Origin of the sequence: Hyalangium minutum, from assembly GCF_000737315.1 — a bacterium.
Classification (GTDB): domain Bacteria; phylum Myxococcota; class Myxococcia; order Myxococcales; family Myxococcaceae; genus Hyalangium; species Hyalangium minutum.
Window position 1 is genome coordinate 1 of the sequence record NZ_JMCB01000029.1, and the last position, 16,000, is coordinate 16,000.

Here is a 16,000-nt window from a genome sequence, read left to right on the forward strand (position 1 = left end):
CGCCAGCCGAGCCTCTTCCGCCTTACGTCGCTCTTCTTCGAGCCGAGCTTGCTCTGCGAGGCGAGCCTCTTCGGCCAGCCGTGCCTCCTCCGCCAGCCGAGCCTCTTCGGCCAGCCGTGCCTCTTCGGCCAGCCGAGCCTCTTCGGCCAGCCGTGCCTCTTCGGCCAGCCGAGCCTCTTCGGCCAGCCGAGCCTCTTCGGCCAGCCGTGCCTCTTCGGCCAGCCGAGCCTCTTCGGCCAACCGAGCCTCTTCGGCCAGCCGAGCCTCCTCCGCCAGCCGAGCCTCTTCGGCCAGCCGTGCCTCTTCGGCCAGCCGTGCCTCCTCCGCCAGCCGAGCCTCTTCGGCCAGCCGAGCCTCTTCGGCCAGCCGAGCCTCCTCCGCGCGGCGCGCCTCCTCCGCCAACCGGGCCTCTTCAGCCTTGCGACGCTCGTCTTCGAGCCGAGCCTCTTCGGCCAGTCGAGCCTCTTCGGCCAGTCGAGCCTCCTCGGCGAGGCGAGCCTCTTCGGCCAGTCGAGCCTCCTCAGCCTCACGACGCTCTTCGGCGAGGCGAGCCTCTTCAGCCAAACGAGCCTCTTCGGCCAACCGGTCCTCCTCCGCCAGCCGAGCTTCCTCTGCGCGACGAGCCTCTTCGGCCAGCCGGGCCTCCTCGGCCTTGCGACGCTCTTCTTCGAGCCGCGCCTCTTCCGCTCGACGAGCCTCCTCAGCAAGACGAGCCTCTTCCGCTAGCCGGGCTTCTTCGGCCAGGCGAGCTTCCTCGGCCTTGCGACGCTCTTCCTCAAGGCGAGCTTCCTCGGCCAGCCGAGCCTCTTCAGCGAGGCGTGCCTCCTCGGCCAGCCGGGCTTCTTCAGCCAGCCGGGCCTCCTCGGCCTTGCGACGCTCTTCCTCAAGGCGAGCTTCCTCGACCAGCCGAGCCTCTTCAGCGAGGCGAGCCTCTTCCGCCAGCCGAGCCTCCTCCGCCAGCCGAGCCTCCTCCGCCAGCCGAGCCTCTTCCGCCAGCCGAGCCTCTTCCGCTAGCCGAGCCTCTTCGGCCAGCCGAGCCTCTTCCGCTAGCCGGGCTTCCTCAGCGCGACGGGCCTCTTCGGCCAGCCGGGCCTCCTCGGCCAGTCGAGCCTCCTCAGCCAAGCGCGCTTCTTCCGCCAGCCGAGCCTCCTCGGCTTTGCGTCGCTCTTCTTCGAGCCGAGCCTCCTCCGCCAGCCGAGCCTCCTCCGCCAGCCGAGCTTCTTCCTCCTTGCGTCGCTCCTCTTCGAGCCGAGCTTGCTCTGCGAGGCGAGCCTCTTCGGCCAGCCGAGCCTCCTCCGCTAGCCGGGCCTCCTCAACGAGGCGAGCCTCTTCAGCCAAACGCGCCTCTTCGGCCAGCCGGGCCTCTTCCGCCAGACGCGCCTCTTCAGCCCGGCGCGCCTCTTCAGCCAATCGAGCCTCTTCCGCCAGACGCGCCTCTTCCGCGCGCCGCGCCTCCTCCGCCAGACGCGCCTCTTCCGCGCGCCGCGCCCGCTCGCGCTCCTCCCACTCCTCGACGCTCAGGGACTCCACCAGCCCCTCACGCTCCAGCAGGTGGAGCACCACCTCCTGAGCCATCGTCAGCGCCTCGGGCTGCCGGAAGGTCCCCAGCGTCTCCAGAAACGCCCGCTCCTCCTCACTCGAGAGCCACGGCGCGCACGCGGCCACATCCGCGCAGCGGTACACCCGCGCCCCCTGCCCCTTCCCCACCGCCGGCTCCAGCGCCGCCCGCAGCACCCGCACGCCCGCAATAGGCCGGAACATCTCCTCCACATCGCCCGGCTCGAAGGCGGAGCGCTCCGCCAGCTGGCTCAGCCGCCGCACATGCGCGAGCACCTGCAGCTCCGCCACCGCCCCCTCATCCATCCCCAGCGCCTCGAGCAGATCCTCATCCGGCTCCCCCGCCCCACCCCGCGCCCACAACGCATCCAGCGCGTCCGCCTGGATCCTCCCGCTCTGCAGCAGCGCCTGCGCCGGGCTCTGGAACCCGAACCCGAGCTGCGTGCCCACCAGGTTGCCCTGCTGAAGAAAGAGCCGCGCCTCCCGGCCTCCGGCGTGCAGCGTGAGCTGACCGGTGGCCCGAGACTTGTGGACGGAGTACAGGGCTTCAGCAACGAGCGAGGGCGACATGACGCCGCGAGTCTAGTCCCTCCGCCCAAGCCCTCAACTTGCCGGGGGGGTCTGCCTGGCTGGCCCCCCGAGCTGCACCTGACGCAGTGCCTCATAGGTGGCAATGCCCACCGAGGTAGACAGGTTCAGGCTCCGCCGCTCCGGCAGCATGGGAATCGTCACCGCCTGCCCGGACCCGCCCTCCATCAGCTCGGCGGGCAGCCCTGTCACCTCGGAGCCGAACACCAGGTGGTCCCCCGGCTCGAACCGGGCGGCATACAGGGATGTAGAGGCCCGGGCGGAGAACAGCCACCGCCGGGCGTCGGGGAAGTCCGCCAGGTAGGCCGCATAGGTGGGATACAGCTTCAGGAACACCTTGTCCCAGTAGTCCAGGCCCGCCCGCTTCAAGTCCCGGTCCGCGATGGAGAACCCCAGCGGCTCCACCAGGATGAGCCGGCTGCCGGTGACGGCGCACAGCCGGGCCACGTTCCCGGTGTTGGGGGGAATCTGGGGGGAGACCAGCACCAGGTGCAGAGGCCGCGCGAGGGGCTCAAGCATGGGGTAGAACAGGGGACATGCGCTGGAAGGTGAACAACGTGACCCGGGGGAGGCTGCTGGCGGATCGCGCCGAGCGAGCCACCTCTTTCGCCGATCGCTTCATGGGGCTGATGGGGCGGCGCTCGCTGGACTTCGGCGAGGGCATGCACATTGCCCCCTGCAATTCGATCCACACCTTCTTCATGCGCATCCCGATTGATGTGGCCTTCCTGGACCGGGAGGGCCTCATCGTCAAGCAAATCCCTGCGATGCCCCCTTGGAGGATGAGCTCGGTGTACTTCAAGGCGCACTCGGTGTTGGAGCTGCCGGCGGGGACGCTGGCGGCCAGCGAGACCCAGGAGGGGGACCGGCTGAGCTTCGAACCGGTGGCCCAGCCAGGGCAGCAGGCGTCTTCCGGCTGAACTGGACGGATCCGTTTTGCCCCCGCACGGGGCCTTTGTTAACCTGCAGGACTGTTTCCAAGCGGCCCCATCCCCGCGGCACACGAGTTCCCGAGCATGCGCATTGAGGTAGCAGGCATCACCCACGTCGGGATGAAGCGCAACCACAACGAGGACAACTACCTCCTGTTGCCGGAGGAGAACCTCTGCTGCGTCGCCGACGGCATGGGAGGGCACTCGTCCGGAGAGATCGCCTCCAAGATCGCCGTGGAGGAGCTGGGCGAGTTCTTCAAGATGACGTCGCGCGACCAGGACGCCACCTGGCCGTTCAAGATGGACAAGTCGCGCAACTACGACGAGAACCGCCTGGCCACCGGCATCAAGCTGGCCAACGCGAAGATCTTCGAGCGGGCCACCACCGACACCAAGTACAAGGGCATGGGCACCACGATTGTCACGGTGCACTTCGCCAACGCGGTGGCGTACGTGGGCCACGTGGGCGACAGCCGGGTGTACTTCTTCCGCGAAGGCGTGCTGAAGCAAGTCACCGAGGACCACTCGCTGCTCAACGACTACCTCAAGGCCAAGAAGCTCACGCCCGAGGAGATCGAGAACTTCCCCCACAAGAACGTCATCGTCCGCGCCCTGGGCATGAAGGAGTCCGTGGTGGTGGACGTGACGCGGATCGAGCCCAAGGAGGGCGACGTCTTCCTGCTGTGCTCGGACGGCCTGTCCGGCATGGTGACGGATCCGCAGATTCAGGAGGTGCTCCAGCGCACCTCGGAGCTGGAGAAGGCGGCCTCCCAGCTCATTGATTTGGCCAACGCGGCGGGCGGCAACGACAACGTCACCTGCGTGCTGGCCCGCTACCACAACAACTAGTCCCCACGAGAGGGGGCGGACTCCAGACTCGAGGTGCGTTTGCGCGCCCCGAGAGCCACACGTGGCGTGTGCCCGTGGCCCGAGGCCTGTCCTTTCGGGCAAAACTCTCATTTCGCGAGAAACCAAAAAAAGCGGTCTTCCGTATCCGAGGTGAATCCCCCACTCACCTTGCTCACGAGGACCCAGCCCATGATGGAAAGCTCGCTGACCCCCGCGACTCTCCCCCCTCCCCCTCAGCGCCTTCAGGCCGTCAGTGCCCAGATCGGCCAGCTCTTCAGCACCCCCTTCCTTCAAGGGGTGCTGGGAACGCTGGCCCAACGTCAGCAGAAGTCCCTGCAGATGATGGGGGAGCTGCGTCAGCACGAGATCTCCTGTCTGGGGTTCTGGCCCTTCGTCGGCATCTTCCTGCCACTGGGCATCGAAAGCGCGGAGGGCTCGCGGCTGCTGGACGTGGATGGCAACGAGTACCTCGACTTCTTCATGGGCTTTGGGACGCACAGCCTGCACGGCCACAACCCGGAGCCGGTCACCCACTTCGTCCAGCAGATGATGCGCCGGAGCGTAGGCAACGCCTACAGCACGCCGCTGCACCTGGAGTACGTACGGCTGCTCAAGGAGCTGGTCCCGCACCGCGAGAAGTTCGCCTTCCTCAACTCCGGGAGCGACGCCACCTCCGCCGCCGTGCGGATCTCCCGCGCGGCCACTGGCCGCCAGCTGGTGGTCCGCTTCGAAGGAAGCTCCAACGGCCAGCATGATCTCACCAGCTACAACGGCATCTCGGCGTTCTTCGGCTACCCGTTCACCCCGTTCCCGCCCAAGAAGGGTCCGGAGATCCCTCTGCGCTCCTACAGCAGGGGCGTCCATCGGATGGGCCCGGAGGACCTGCTCATCCTGTCGTATGGCGAGGCCGCTTCGCTGGACGTCATCCGGCAGCGCAAGGACGAGATCGCCTGCGTGATCGCCGAGTCCATCCCGTTCCTGTACCCGACCGAGCAGGGCGCAGTGGCCTTCTTGCGCGAGCTCTCGGAGGTCTGCCGGAAGGCCGGGGTGGTGTTCGTCGTGGACGAAGTGCACACGGGCTTCCGCTACGGCCCCAGCGGCGTGGTGGGGCACTACAACGTGCACGCGGATCTCGTCACGTACGGCAAGGTGATGGCCGCGCTGGGCATTCCCCTCAGCGCGGTCGCGGGCCGCAGCGACCTCATCGACGTCGCGGGCACCGCGGGGGGCCTGACGGACGTGGGCACGAAGACGTTGCTGGGCACCACCCACGCCGGCAGCCACCTCGCGGTCGCGGCCTCGTATGCCTCGCTGTCACTGCTGAGGGAGAAGGGCCCCGCCTTCTACGAGCGAACACGGAAGAAGGCAGCGCGCCTGCGCGCCGCGGTGGAGTCCATCGAGCTGCCGAAGGGCCTCAAGCTCAAGCTGCACGGGCACGGGGAGTTCACCGGCTACATGATGTTCATGCGGGACCAGCCCATGGAGACCCACCGCGACTACGTCACCAACATGCTCCCCATCGCCACCAACGTGCTCGCGATGCTGCTGCGCTCCAAGGGCATTCACTCCCACTCCGTCCCGGTGACGTATCTGGGCGATGCCCACTCCGAGCAGGACATCGACTTGCTCATCGCGAAGACCCGCGAAGCGGTGGAGGAGATGAAGAGGAACGACTTCCCCTTCCTCTTCCCCACCCTCGATTAGCTCGCGGAGTCCTGCAAGGCGCGTCACTGCGCCTTGCAGGTGCGGCACCCTATCCAGGAGCGATCGGCGCAGAGACCCGGTGGGCCCCCCAGGCGAGGACCTCGACCAGCTCTTCATCCGCGCCCACCTCGGTGTCATCGAAGACCGCCACGCGGTTGAGCCGCGCTCCGTCTCCGACCCGAGCGTTCTCCCCCACCGCCACCGCCGAGCCAATGCGTGCCCCATCCGCCAGCACGCAGCCCGGCCCGAAGTACGCGGGGCCCGCCACCTTCGAAGCGCCCAGCTGGGCCTGAGGGTGAGCCCAGAAGTTCCCCTGCCCCTTCAGCGCCAAATGGAATGGAGAGGCCTTGCCCAGCCCCTCCAGCGGCACCTGGCCGAAGAGCACATCCCGCACCGTCGACAGATAGCGAGAGGGCGTCCCCAGATCGGACCAGTACGCCTGCACCACCTCGCCTCGGATGGGCAGCCCCGCCTGCATGACGCGCGGGTAGATGTCGCGGTTGATGTCCTCGGCGCCCGAGGGCGACATGAAGTCGAACACCCGCGGAGAGATGACGTGCACGCCCGTGAAGTGCCACGGGCTCAGCGCGTCGCCTCCCGGTCCATAGCTCGCGATGCGTCGGACCTCGCCCTCAGGATTCATCTCCACGGCGGCGTACTTCTCGCCCGGCGGCATGGGCATCAACACCATGGTGGCTGCCGCGCCCGAACTCCGGTGCGCGTCAATGACGGGCCGCAGATCCACCGGGAACAAGATGTCCCCGTTGAACACGAGGAAGTCATCGTCCGAGAGAAAGTCCCTCAGGCCCCGGATGCCACCGCCCGTGCCCTGAATGACCTCCTCGTGCATCACGTGGAGCGGCAGCCTCGCGCGCTCACACTCGGCGCGGGCCGTCGCGGCCATGACCTCCGGGAGGTGGTGCGTGTTGATGCCCACCGCGGAGACGCCCGCCGCCTTGAGCACCGCCAGGTGGTAGCGCAGCAGCGGCTGCCCCAGGAACGGCAGCGCCGGCTTGGGCCAGCGCTCGGTCAACGGACGGAGGCGCGTGCCGAGGCCCGCGCACAGGATCATGGCCTTCATGAGAGAGCCCTCACTCCGAGAGCTCGGGGACGTAGCGGCTGATCAGGTCCTGCAGCTTGCGCAGCTCGCGACGCCGCGCGAAAGCGGCTTTCACGTAGCGCAGTGACGCGGGGATGGAGACCAGGAAGCCCGGGTTGCCCTTCACCCGGTTGATGAACTCGAAGCGCCCCGCGTCCTTCAGCTTGCGCTGGATGGTCAGCAGGTCGAAGAAGTCCTTGAACGGACCGCGCTCGATCTTCTCGCCGCCCGCGGCCGCGAAGGCGTCGATGTAGCGATCCAGCATCGTGTCCACGAAGTCCCGGTCCAGCTCCACGTAGCTGTCGCGCAGCAGCGCCACCAGGTCGTACTGCCGAGGGCCCTGCAGCGCATCCTGGAAGTCAATGACCACCAGCTCGCCGTCCTTCACCATGATGTTGCGGCTCTGGTAGTCGCGGTGCGTGAAGCCCCGAGGCGCCGCGGCCAGCGTGCGAGCAATTTCCCGGAAGGTGCGGTCCAGCTCGGCGCGCTCGGCGTCCGTGGGCTTCTTGCCGCTCCAGGCCTCCAGGCCCCACTCGCGGAAGTGGTGCAGCTCCCAGTCGTACAGGTCCTCGTCGAAGGCCCGGGTGAAGGCCAGGCACTCCGAGTCCGGCTGCCGCTCGGCCTGCACGCGCAGGCGGGCCAGCAGCTCCACCGCCCGCCCATAGAGCGCCTCGCGGTGCTTGCCGCCTTCCAGCGCGGCCTCGAAGGTGAGGTCCGTCAGGTCCTCGAGCACCATCATCCCTGCGGGCTCGTCGTAGCGCAGGATGCGAGGCACCCGGACGCCGAGCTTCTCCAAGTAGCGGTGGACGTTGACGAAGGGCAGTTCCTTGGGTGGCTCACCCTTGGTGGCCTCCTCGCTTTTCTTCGTCGCGTCCAGTGGCATCACCATCACCACCCAGCTCTCCGGGGGTGTGCCGACGCGATAGTACGAGCGGTTGCTCGCATCGCCCTTCAGCTTCTTGATGGGGGCATTGGGAACGGGACGGCCAATGGCCTTGCCCACCTGGTCGCGCAGGGCGGCCTCGAGTTCCATATCGAAACGATCTCCAAGGGTTGGGAGGACCGGCAGTATGGGGGGGAGGGGGTGGTGGGTCAAAGGAGACAATGAGGGGCGACCGAGCAGGCCTTCGGGCTGTCGCCTACGCGACGGGCGCTCGGATGACGGGGTGCGGCAGAGACAGGCAGGCTCATGGTTCCCTCAAGTGCAGCCTGACGCTCGGCGGGGCCTCTGGGCGAAGTGTGCCCGGCCGCTGTCGACCCGTTAGAGACCACGGCGTATAAGGGCCGCGCGCAGCGCCAGAAACCCCTCGCTTCGGAAACCACGATGGAAATCCACGACAACATCCTCACGGCCATTGGCCACACGCCCCTGGTCAAGCTCAACAAGATGGTGGGGCCCAACGACGCCACGGTGCTCGTCAAGTGCGAGTTCATGAACCCGGGCGCGTCCATCAAGGACCGCATGGCGCTCTACATCCTCGAGAAGGCCGAGCGGGAGGGCAAGCTGAAACCCGGCGGCACCATCGTGGAGAACACCTCGGGCAACACCGGCATGGGCGTGGCGCTGGCCGCCGCGGTGAAGGGCTACAAGTGCATCTTCACCATGCCGGACAAGATGTCCCTGGAGAAGATCAACCGGCTCAAGGCGCTGGGCGCGCAGGTGGTGGTGACGCCGACGAACGTGCCGGCCGAGGATCCGCGCAGCTACTACGAGACGGCCAAGCGCCTCCACCGCGAGACGCCGGGCTCGTTCATGCTGAACCAGTACCACAACCCGGACAACATCGAGGCCCACTACAAGCTGACGGGTCCGGAGATCTACGAGCAGACCGAGGGCAAGTTCGACTACTTCGTGTCGGGCCTGGGCACCGGCGGCACGATGAGCGGCGCGGGCAAGTTCCTGAAGGAGAAGATCCCCGGCCTGAAGAACGTGGGCGTGGACCCCGAGGGCTCCGTCTACGAGGGCTACTTCAAGACGGGCAAGCTGACGACTCCGCACGTGTACAAGGTGGAGGGCATCGGCGAGGACATGCTGTGCGGCGCCATGGACTTCAAGGTGGTGGACGACGTGCGGCAGGTGGATGACCGCCAGAGCTTCGTGGCGGCGCGGCGGCTGGCGCGCGAGGAGGGCATCTTCGCGGGCGGCTCGGCGGGCGCGGCGGTGCACGTGGCGGTGCAGCTGGCCAAGGAAGTGGGTAAGGGCAAGACGATCGTCGTCGTGCTGCCGGACTCGGGCATGGCCTACATCAGCAAGTTCCACTCGGACGAGTGGATGCGCGACAACGGCTTCCTGGAGGAGAAGGGCGTTGGGACGGTGAAGGACATCCTCGGCGACAAGCGCCGCGAGGTGCTCACCGCGCGCAAGGGCGACAAGGTGGACCTGGTGGTGGAGCAGATGCGCAAGCACGGCATCAGCCAGATGCCGGTGCTCAACAGCGACGGGCGCGCCGTGGGAATGGTCCACGAGTATGACTTGCTCAACGCGCTGGTGGCCAACCGGGTGAAGTTCAGCGACTCGATCGACGCCATCGTCACGCCGCTGCAGGGCGCCATCTCCCTGGACACCAGCATCAACCGCCTGCGGGAGATCTTCGCGCAGGACAACGTGGCCGTGGTGAAGGACGGCGAGAAGATTGTCGGCATCGTCACGAAGATCGATCTGATCGACTACCTGCACCGCACTGGCGCCTGAGCGCCTGACGGTTGACGCAGGCACAGAGGGCCTCCGCGCTGCCTGGGAACGGGGAGCAGGAGGCCCTCATGACGAGTAAAGCTGTGATCCGGTACACAGCTTTACTCGTCATGCTGGCCGGGTGCGCTACCGCGCTCATGGACAGGCCGTGGAGACCCAAATAGCCAAAAAAGAGGGGCCCGCAAAGGAAGGACCCTGAGTTCCTTCTGCTCTGCGGGGCGTGAACCATGCTGCATTGCGCCCTGACAGTCCCGGTGTCTCCCCGTCTTCCACCCCGTGCCGGGGGCCGTGGAAACGGGGGCAGACCCTTGGGGGCACTGGGGGGAAACTTCGGGCTTCGAGAGACGCGATAGGCCCCGAGAAAATCTGCGCCACAAATTCTGGGGTTTACGTGCTTCTAGGTTTCAGGAAGCACGGTTCTCCGGTTCGTTGACGCACCCTTTCCAAGATCCTATGCCGAGTGTGGGTACTGCGTGGTGCAGCACCTATCGTGAGGAAGGGGAATCACAGTGCTCTCGCCCGTTCAAATGCAGGCTGTCGCAGCGCTCGCTTCGGCGCTTTACGATTTTCTCCCAGGAACTGCTCACCCAATGGCCAGGGTAAAAACAACCTTCGGCACTGTGGCGGCAGAGGTGGGGGTGGGCGAGTTCTGGCCGGGTGGGAGTAAAGAGCCTGCTCTCCAAGAACTGCTCGACAAGACTCTGTCCAGAAAGCGTGACCGGTTCTGTCACTTGATTGTGCGGATCGTGCTTGAGGGCATCAAGCGGAGGGGGAGGGGCATCGATCCTGTCAGCCGCGAAGAGATTGACGCGATCAACGCGCATATCCTCAAGCTGAATTTCAAGATCCCGGAGTTGCACGATCCGGCGTTCTTGATCACGTTGCCGAGGAAGACCACAGCACCGAAGCAAGAACAGGAAGCCGCACGTCAGGTGCCAAACCCCGCACCACGCTCTGCGCCTGTACCTGCCGCAGTTTTGGATCGGGACTTGGACGAGCTAAAGACGCAGTTCCTCGCCATCCCCGGCATCAATCCAGAGCAGCAGCGGGGCTATGCCTTCGAGCGGTTCCTCTACCGACTGTTTGAGGTATATGCCCTTTCGCCCCGCGCCTCATTCAAGATCACCGGAGAACAGATTGATGGCAGTTTCGAGTTCCAGGGAAACTTCTATCTCGTAGAGGCGAAATGGGAGAAAGTGCCTGTACGCGAGTTGGAACTGCTTGTCTTAGATAGCCGCGTCAAGGGGCATTCCACCTTCGGGCGGGGAGTGTTTTTCACATCCGCCAGTTTCTCACCCGATGGGGTTACTGCCTTTCAGAAGGGACGCCCCTCTGCGATGGTCGGCTTCGATGGCCAGGACATGTACCTCATGCTGGAGCACAAGATCCCGTTCGATGCCGTGCTCAACCGGAAGTTCCGGCAATTGGCCGACGAGGGCACCTTCCACTATCCGGTCCAGGAGTTCCGTGAGGAGTTGCTGCGCAAGTTGAAGCGAGGGGCCTGAGCAACGAGTGAGCTAAAAAATCTCGCTCCACCGTCAGCTCGCCGATCTTCCTGAGCAGTTCGTCCTGCCGCCGCTCGGAGTCGTCGGTCTCCTCGCCCTTGAAGGCTGCCGTGGCCTTGTGGCCTTCTCCAGCAGCTGCTTCTTCCACTGCCCCACCAGCACCGGATGCCCCCGAAGCGACGACCCACCTGGGCCAGTGTCTCGCTCTCTTGGAGTGCTGCGACCGCCACTCGCGCCTTGAACGCTGCGCCGTACTTCTTCAGTCTTCTCTTTCCCATCGGCAGCTCCTTTCACTCGGAAGCTGCCCGAAAATGCAAATCTCGGGGTGGTCCAGAAAATGGGGTCCACCTCACACGCCCCAGTGTGCTCAAGACCCCTTGAAGCTGCTGCGAGATTAAAAAGCACGCTCGGGCAAAGGATCCCGGAGACCGACATGAGCAACGCATATCCATGGATGGTGGTGGCGTTCGCGCTCTCTGGCTGCGCGACCCCCACCCCTGCCTGGAAGGGCAAGGTAAAGTGGCCAGACGCAGCTTCGGAGAAAAACATCGTCGCCGGGCTGGACGCTGGTGCCACCCTGGCTGCAGCGGCCGCCGTTCGGGAGATGATTGCGCAGACGAAGGATCCCCGCTTGTTCAGAGGGTGTTACAGCCCGGAACAAGGCTTGAGCGTGTCCGTGTTTACGGGCCCGACGCCGGGTCTTTATTACGTCAAGCTCAACCAGCGCTTTGATCGATGTGGGGGGCCTCGCGGGCGCGTCCCGGACTGGTGGTACTTGTATGCCGTGACTCCTCAAGGAGAAGTGGTCAGTGAAGCCCCACCTCTCTTGAAGGAGGCTGAAGTGAAGGACGAAGCGCTGTGATTTCCTCGATCCAGGGACTCAGAGGACACCCGGCTGGGCGCCGCCGAGCCCGAGCATGTGGTCGAGTTCGCCGGCCTCCTCAAGCTGGTGCAGATCGTCGCAGCCACCGATGTGGCGGCCCGCGATGAAGATCTGCGGCACGGTGGAGCGTCCGTGCGCAGCGGCGATCATCTCCTGGCGCCTGGAGGGCTCCCGGCCGATGTCGATCTCTTCGTAGCGGACACCCTTCTGGTCCAGCAACTGCTTGGCGCGGACGCAGTAAGGGCACGTGGACTTCGTGTAGAGCTTGACGGGATTCATGCCCCGCAAGGTAGGCACCTCCCCCGCTTCGGCCAACGCTCCAGAAAAGCGCCTGCTCCCCCGCCCTCCCGCCGAGCTACTCGGGAGCCGCTGTTCGATTAGGGGCCTCTGCCGTCAAGAACCCGTCTCAAGATTCGCCCGTCAACGCTGATTGCATAGGTCGCTCCATCATCGAGCATGCCGATGTCTCGTCCGCAATTCTCGGGCTTGAACTCAATCCGGACGAAAATGACATCGCCCACTCGATGGGCCTGATATCTGTGCGACGTCTGCTTGTCTCGACAAGGGCCTCCACCCACGTCGGGGTCAAGAAGGTCATCCGCCGCGATCCGGATGGCTTGGAGCGTATATCCATCCAGGTCCGCCTCCACCGGCAGGGTGCTGTCAAAGACCGGCACCTGGACGCTCATATCCTGGTACTCGGGCTGCTTCCTCTTGCTCACGCAGTGACAGCCGAACAGCGTCCCCAGTGCCTTGCACGGTCCATGAGCACAGCCCATGAACATCATGCTGCACAGCAAGAGGGACATCCCCCATCTCATGGCTCCCTCCCTTATCACCCTTGGACAAAGCATTAGGAACCGGGTGGCTGTGGATCGCCAACACATATCTGATATCTTCATCTGGATATCGGGCATCGCTGACGTACGGAGGGAGATCACAGCTCCGTCTTCCTGAGTCGCTCTGCGTCTCACTGAAACCGATCCAGCTCATCTCGTACGCCTTTGCCGGCGTGTAGTAGATCCAAGCACAGTATTCCGTGGAAATGTCCCAGTAGAGTCTGTAGTTGAACGAGCTGGGCCGGTCCGCCACGGCGTTAGGCAGGGACAGCAACCGCGGACATGCAGCCATCAGCGCCTCAAAATGGGTCTTGAATGGCCCCACTTTAGGCATGGGGCCTGGGAGCGATTGTCTCCCTTCTGGGAGTGGCATGACCCCTTCTGGAAGGGGCGATGCACACGCCGACACCATCCCTGCCACCACGAAACGCAAGAACTGCATGCTACTTCGCTGCGTCGAGCGCCTGCGCCAGGTCGTCGATGAGGTCCTGCGCGTCCTCAATGCCCACCGAGAGGCGGATGAAGCCATCGGCGATGCCGAGCTTCTCGCGCGTCTCCTTCGGGATGGAGGCGTGCGTCATGATCGCCGGGTGCTCGATGAGGGACTCCACCCCGCCGAGCGACTCGGCGCAGGCGAACACCTTCACCGTCTTCAGGAACGTGCGCGCCGTCTCCAGCCCGCCCTTGATGTCGAACGTCAGCATCCCGCCGAAGCCCTTCATCTGCTGGCGCGCCAGCGCGTGCTGCGGGTGCGCCTCCAGGCCCGGGTAGGTCACCTTCTGCACCTTCGGATGCTTCTGGAGGTACTGGGCCACCTTCATCGCGTTCTGCGCGTGGCGCTCCATGCGCACGTGCAGCGTCTTCAGGCCGCGCAGCACCAGGAAGCTGTCCATCGGCCCCGGCACACCGCCCACCGCGTTCTGCAGGAAGTACATCTTCTCCGCGATGTCCTGGCGGCTCGTCCCCGAGAACCCGCCAATCACGTCGCTGTGGCCGTTCAGGTACTTCGTCGTGGAGTGCGTCACCACGTCGAAGCCCAGATCCAGCGGGCGCTGGAAGTACGGCGTCATGAACGTGTTGTCCGCCACCGAGATGATGTTCCGCTTCTTGGCGACCTCGGCGATGCGCGCCAGGTCGATGAGCTTGAGCATCGGGTTGGTGGGGCTCTCTACCCAGACCATCTTCGTCTTGGGGGTAATGGCCGCCTCGAAGGTCTCCGGCCGGGACAGGTCCACGAAGGAGAAGGTGAGACCGTGGCGCTTGTAGACCTTGTCGAAGATGCGGAAGGTGCCGCCGTACACGTCATCCGAGACGACGACGTGGTCCCCCGCGTCCAGCATGTGCATCAGCACGTCCGTGGCGGCCAGGCCCGAGGCAAAGGCGGCGCCGAACTTCGCGCCCTCGAGCGCCGCGAGGCAGTCCTGCAGCGCGTTGCGCGTGGGGTTCTGCGTGCGGCTGTACTCGTAGCCCTTGTGCTCCCCCGGTCCGTCCTGGACGTAGGTGGAAGTCATATAGACCGGCGTCATGATGGCGCCAGTGGTGGGATCCGGCTCCTGGCCGGCATGGATGGCGAGCGTGTCGAAGCGCATGGCCAGAGGGCCTACCACAGTCCCCCGGAACCGTCATGGGTGCGCGGACACGCCCTCCCCTACCTCCAGCCCGTTCAGCAGGTCCGCCACGACCCGCAGATCCTGAATGAAGGCCTTGAGCTGGGCGTGCCGGTCCTCCGCCTTCGGCGCCCGGAGGATGGACGCGGGGTGAACAGTCGCCACCACCACCCGGGCGTACTCGGAGTGCAGCGGCTGCCCGCGCTGCTTCGTCACCCGGAAGTCCTTGCCCAGCAGCGCCTGCGCCGCCGTGGCCCCCAGGCACACGATGACGTCCGGCCGGAACACCCGGATCTCCGCCTCCAGCCACGGCTTGCAGGCGCGGATCTCCCCGTACGCAGGCTTGGCGTGGATGCGCTTCTTGCCCTGCATCTCCCCCCACTTGAAGTGCTTCACCGCATTGGTGACGTACACCTGCCGCCGGTCGATGCCGACCGTCTCCAGGGCCTCGTCGAGCAGCCGCCCGGCCGGGCCAACGAAGGGCCGCCCCGCCCGGTCCTCCTGGTCCCCCGGCTGCTCGCCCACGAACATCACCCGGGGCTGTCCCGCCCGGGGCCGGTCCTCCTGTTCTCCAAAGACAGTCTGGGTCCCCGTCCTCCACAGAGGACAGGCCCGGCAGCCCGCGGCGGCTTCTCTAAGCTTGTCCAACGTCGGGGACTCAGGGATGAGGGGGGCTGCGGTTTCCAGGGAAGAGGGTCGTCTGGGCATGGCTACTCCACAGGGTAAGCACGCACCTCAGAATCCAGCAGGTATGTTCGAGAACCGGCTGCGCAAGAACGCCAAGCACTTTCACAAGTGGGCGCGCTCGCACGGCCTCACCTGCTTCCGCGTCTACGACCGGGACATCCCCGAGTACCCCTATGCCGTGGACCTGTACGGCGACCGGGTGCACCTCGTGGAATACCCTCGCCGGAAAGCCCTCCAGACAGGCACCGTGGACGCCCAGCGCGAGGAGGTGCTCGCCGCCGTCTCCGCCGTGCTCGAGGTGCCTCCCGAGCACATCCACGTCAAGACGCACACCCCCCAGCCCTGGGGCCGCCAGCAGTACTCCCGTCAGGGCCAGGGCAGTGAGCGCTTCGTCGTCGAGGAGCAGGGCCTCAAGTTCTGGGTGAACCTGGGCGACTACCTCGACACCGGCCTCTTCATGGACCACCGGCTCACCCGCGCCCGCGTCCGCGAGGAGGCCCGGGGCAAGCGCTTCCTCAACCTCTTCGCGTACACGGGCTCCTTCACCGTCTACGCCGCCGCCGGAGGCGCCAAGAGCACGGTGACCGTGGACCTGTCCGGCAACTACCTCGATTGGGCCGAGGAGAACCTCGTGCTCAATGGGCTCGCGGATGCGCGACACACGCTCATCCGCGCGGATGTGCTGCCCTGGCTGGAGGAACAGACTCACGAGCCGGACCGGTACGATCTCATCGTCTGCGACCCACCCTCGTTCTCCACCTCCAAGCGGATGAGCGGCTCCTTCAACGTCCAGCGGGACCACCCTCGCCTGCTGAAGGCACTCCAGGCGGTGCTCGCGCCCGGCGGTGTTCTCTACTTCTCCAACAACTTCCTGGGCTTCGAGCTGAATGAAGCCGCCACCCGAGGGCTGGAAGTGGAGGAGCTCACCCCCGGCTCCATCCCCGAGGACTTCCAGCGCAAGGAGATCCACCGGTGCTGGCGCATGGTGGCTCCTCGCAGCGCCCGTTCCTGAGCGGGCCCGCAGCAACCCTCAGGCTCCAGGAGCGTGCCCGCCTGCC

At 65.8% G+C, this 16,000-nt stretch carries 14 protein-coding genes and 1 pseudogene; 7 read left to right on the forward strand and 8 right to left on the reverse strand.

The window, feature by feature from the left end; genetic code table 11:
- Both DB31_RS51400 and DB31_RS41870 read right to left on the reverse strand, forming a co-directional pair.
- Positions 1–2,127 (reverse strand): annotated as a pseudogene (locus DB31_RS51400) (molecular chaperone DnaJ); the annotation flags it as partial.
- A gap of 33 nt (positions 2,128–2,160) precedes the next feature.
- The gene (locus tag DB31_RS41870; RefSeq protein WP_044198947.1) at positions 2,161–2,664 is read right to left on the reverse strand and encodes a tRNA (cytidine(34)-2'-O)-methyltransferase; all 504 of its coding nucleotides are present in this window, start codon (positions 2,662–2,664) and stop codon (positions 2,161–2,163) included.
- Between the two features lie 17 nt (positions 2,665–2,681).
- Here DB31_RS41870 and DB31_RS41875 point away from each other — a divergent pair, with 17 nt between their 5' ends.
- The 3 genes from DB31_RS41875 to DB31_RS41885 all read left to right on the forward strand — a co-directional run bounded on the left by DB31_RS41875 (position 2,682) and on the right by DB31_RS41885 (position 5,630).
- Positions 2,682–3,065: a DUF192 domain-containing protein gene (locus tag DB31_RS41875; protein WP_044198951.1), complete on the forward strand. Its 384-nt coding sequence runs from the start codon at positions 2,682–2,684 to the stop codon at positions 3,063–3,065.
- Between the two features lie 96 nt (positions 3,066–3,161).
- Entirely contained in the window at positions 3,162–3,926 is a 765-nt protein-coding gene (locus DB31_RS41880; RefSeq protein WP_044198953.1) for a Stp1/IreP family PP2C-type Ser/Thr phosphatase, read from the forward strand.
- A gap of 189 nt (positions 3,927–4,115) precedes the next feature.
- Positions 4,116–5,630 carry an aminotransferase class III-fold pyridoxal phosphate-dependent enzyme gene (locus DB31_RS41885; RefSeq protein ID WP_240487240.1) on the forward strand — a complete coding sequence of 505 codons (1,515 nt, stop codon included), beginning with the start codon at positions 4,116–4,118 and terminating at the stop codon, positions 5,628–5,630.
- Between the two features lie 49 nt (positions 5,631–5,679).
- On the opposite strand, the gene DB31_RS41890 is transcribed toward DB31_RS41885, so the two are convergent.
- Positions 5,680–6,711 carry a nucleotidyltransferase family protein gene (locus DB31_RS41890; RefSeq protein ID WP_044198954.1) on the reverse strand — a complete coding sequence of 344 codons (1,032 nt, stop codon included), beginning with the start codon at positions 6,709–6,711 and terminating at the stop codon, positions 5,680–5,682.
- A 10-nt stretch (positions 6,712–6,721) separates the two neighbouring features.
- Entirely contained in the window at positions 6,722–7,762 is a 1,041-nt protein-coding gene (locus DB31_RS41895) for an aminoglycoside phosphotransferase family protein (RefSeq protein ID WP_044198956.1), read from the reverse strand.
- A gap of 291 nt (positions 7,763–8,053) precedes the next feature.
- Here DB31_RS41895 and DB31_RS41900 point away from each other — a divergent pair, with 291 nt between their 5' ends.
- The 3 genes from DB31_RS41900 (at position 8,054) to DB31_RS41910 (ending at position 11,788) form a co-directional block, all read left to right on the forward strand.
- Positions 8,054–9,421, forward strand: coding sequence for a pyridoxal-phosphate dependent enzyme (locus DB31_RS41900; RefSeq protein ID WP_044198958.1), 1,368 nt, complete (start codon positions 8,054–8,056; stop codon positions 9,419–9,421).
- 509 nt (positions 9,422–9,930) lie between these two features.
- Positions 9,931–10,926, forward strand: coding sequence for a hypothetical protein (locus DB31_RS45790; RefSeq protein ID WP_157232422.1), 996 nt, complete (start codon positions 9,931–9,933; stop codon positions 10,924–10,926).
- Positions 10,927–11,359: 433 nt separating this feature from the next.
- Positions 11,360–11,788 carry a hypothetical protein gene (locus tag DB31_RS41910; RefSeq protein WP_157232424.1) on the forward strand — a complete coding sequence of 143 codons (429 nt, stop codon included), beginning with the start codon at positions 11,360–11,362 and terminating at the stop codon, positions 11,786–11,788.
- Between the two features lie 18 nt (positions 11,789–11,806).
- On the opposite strand, the gene grxC is transcribed toward DB31_RS41910, so the two are convergent.
- The 4 genes from grxC to DB31_RS41930 all read right to left on the reverse strand — a co-directional run bounded on the left by grxC (position 11,807) and on the right by DB31_RS41930 (position 14,963).
- Complete coding sequence (gene grxC / locus DB31_RS41915) at positions 11,807–12,088, reverse strand: glutaredoxin 3 (protein ID WP_044198962.1); 282 nt, start codon at positions 12,086–12,088, stop codon at positions 11,807–11,809.
- 98 nt (positions 12,089–12,186) lie between these two features.
- A complete protein-coding gene (locus DB31_RS41920) occupies positions 12,187–12,618 on the reverse strand; it encodes a hypothetical protein (RefSeq protein ID WP_157232426.1) in 432 nt (143 codons plus the stop codon).
- 473 nt (positions 12,619–13,091) lie between these two features.
- Positions 13,092–14,237 carry a cystathionine gamma-synthase gene (locus DB31_RS41925; protein ID WP_044199048.1) on the reverse strand — a complete coding sequence of 382 codons (1,146 nt, stop codon included), beginning with the start codon at positions 14,235–14,237 and terminating at the stop codon, positions 13,092–13,094.
- Between the two features lie 33 nt (positions 14,238–14,270).
- Entirely contained in the window at positions 14,271–14,963 is a 693-nt protein-coding gene (locus tag DB31_RS41930; protein WP_044199051.1) for a UdgX family uracil-DNA binding protein, read from the reverse strand.
- Between DB31_RS41930 and DB31_RS41935 the strand changes: the two genes are divergently transcribed.
- Positions 14,962–15,954, forward strand: coding sequence for a class I SAM-dependent methyltransferase (locus tag DB31_RS41935; RefSeq protein WP_240487242.1), 993 nt, complete (start codon positions 14,962–14,964; stop codon positions 15,952–15,954). The two genes, DB31_RS41930 and DB31_RS41935, sit on opposite strands and share 2 nt — an antisense overlap.
- The last annotated feature ends 46 nt before the right edge of the window (positions 15,955–16,000 follow it).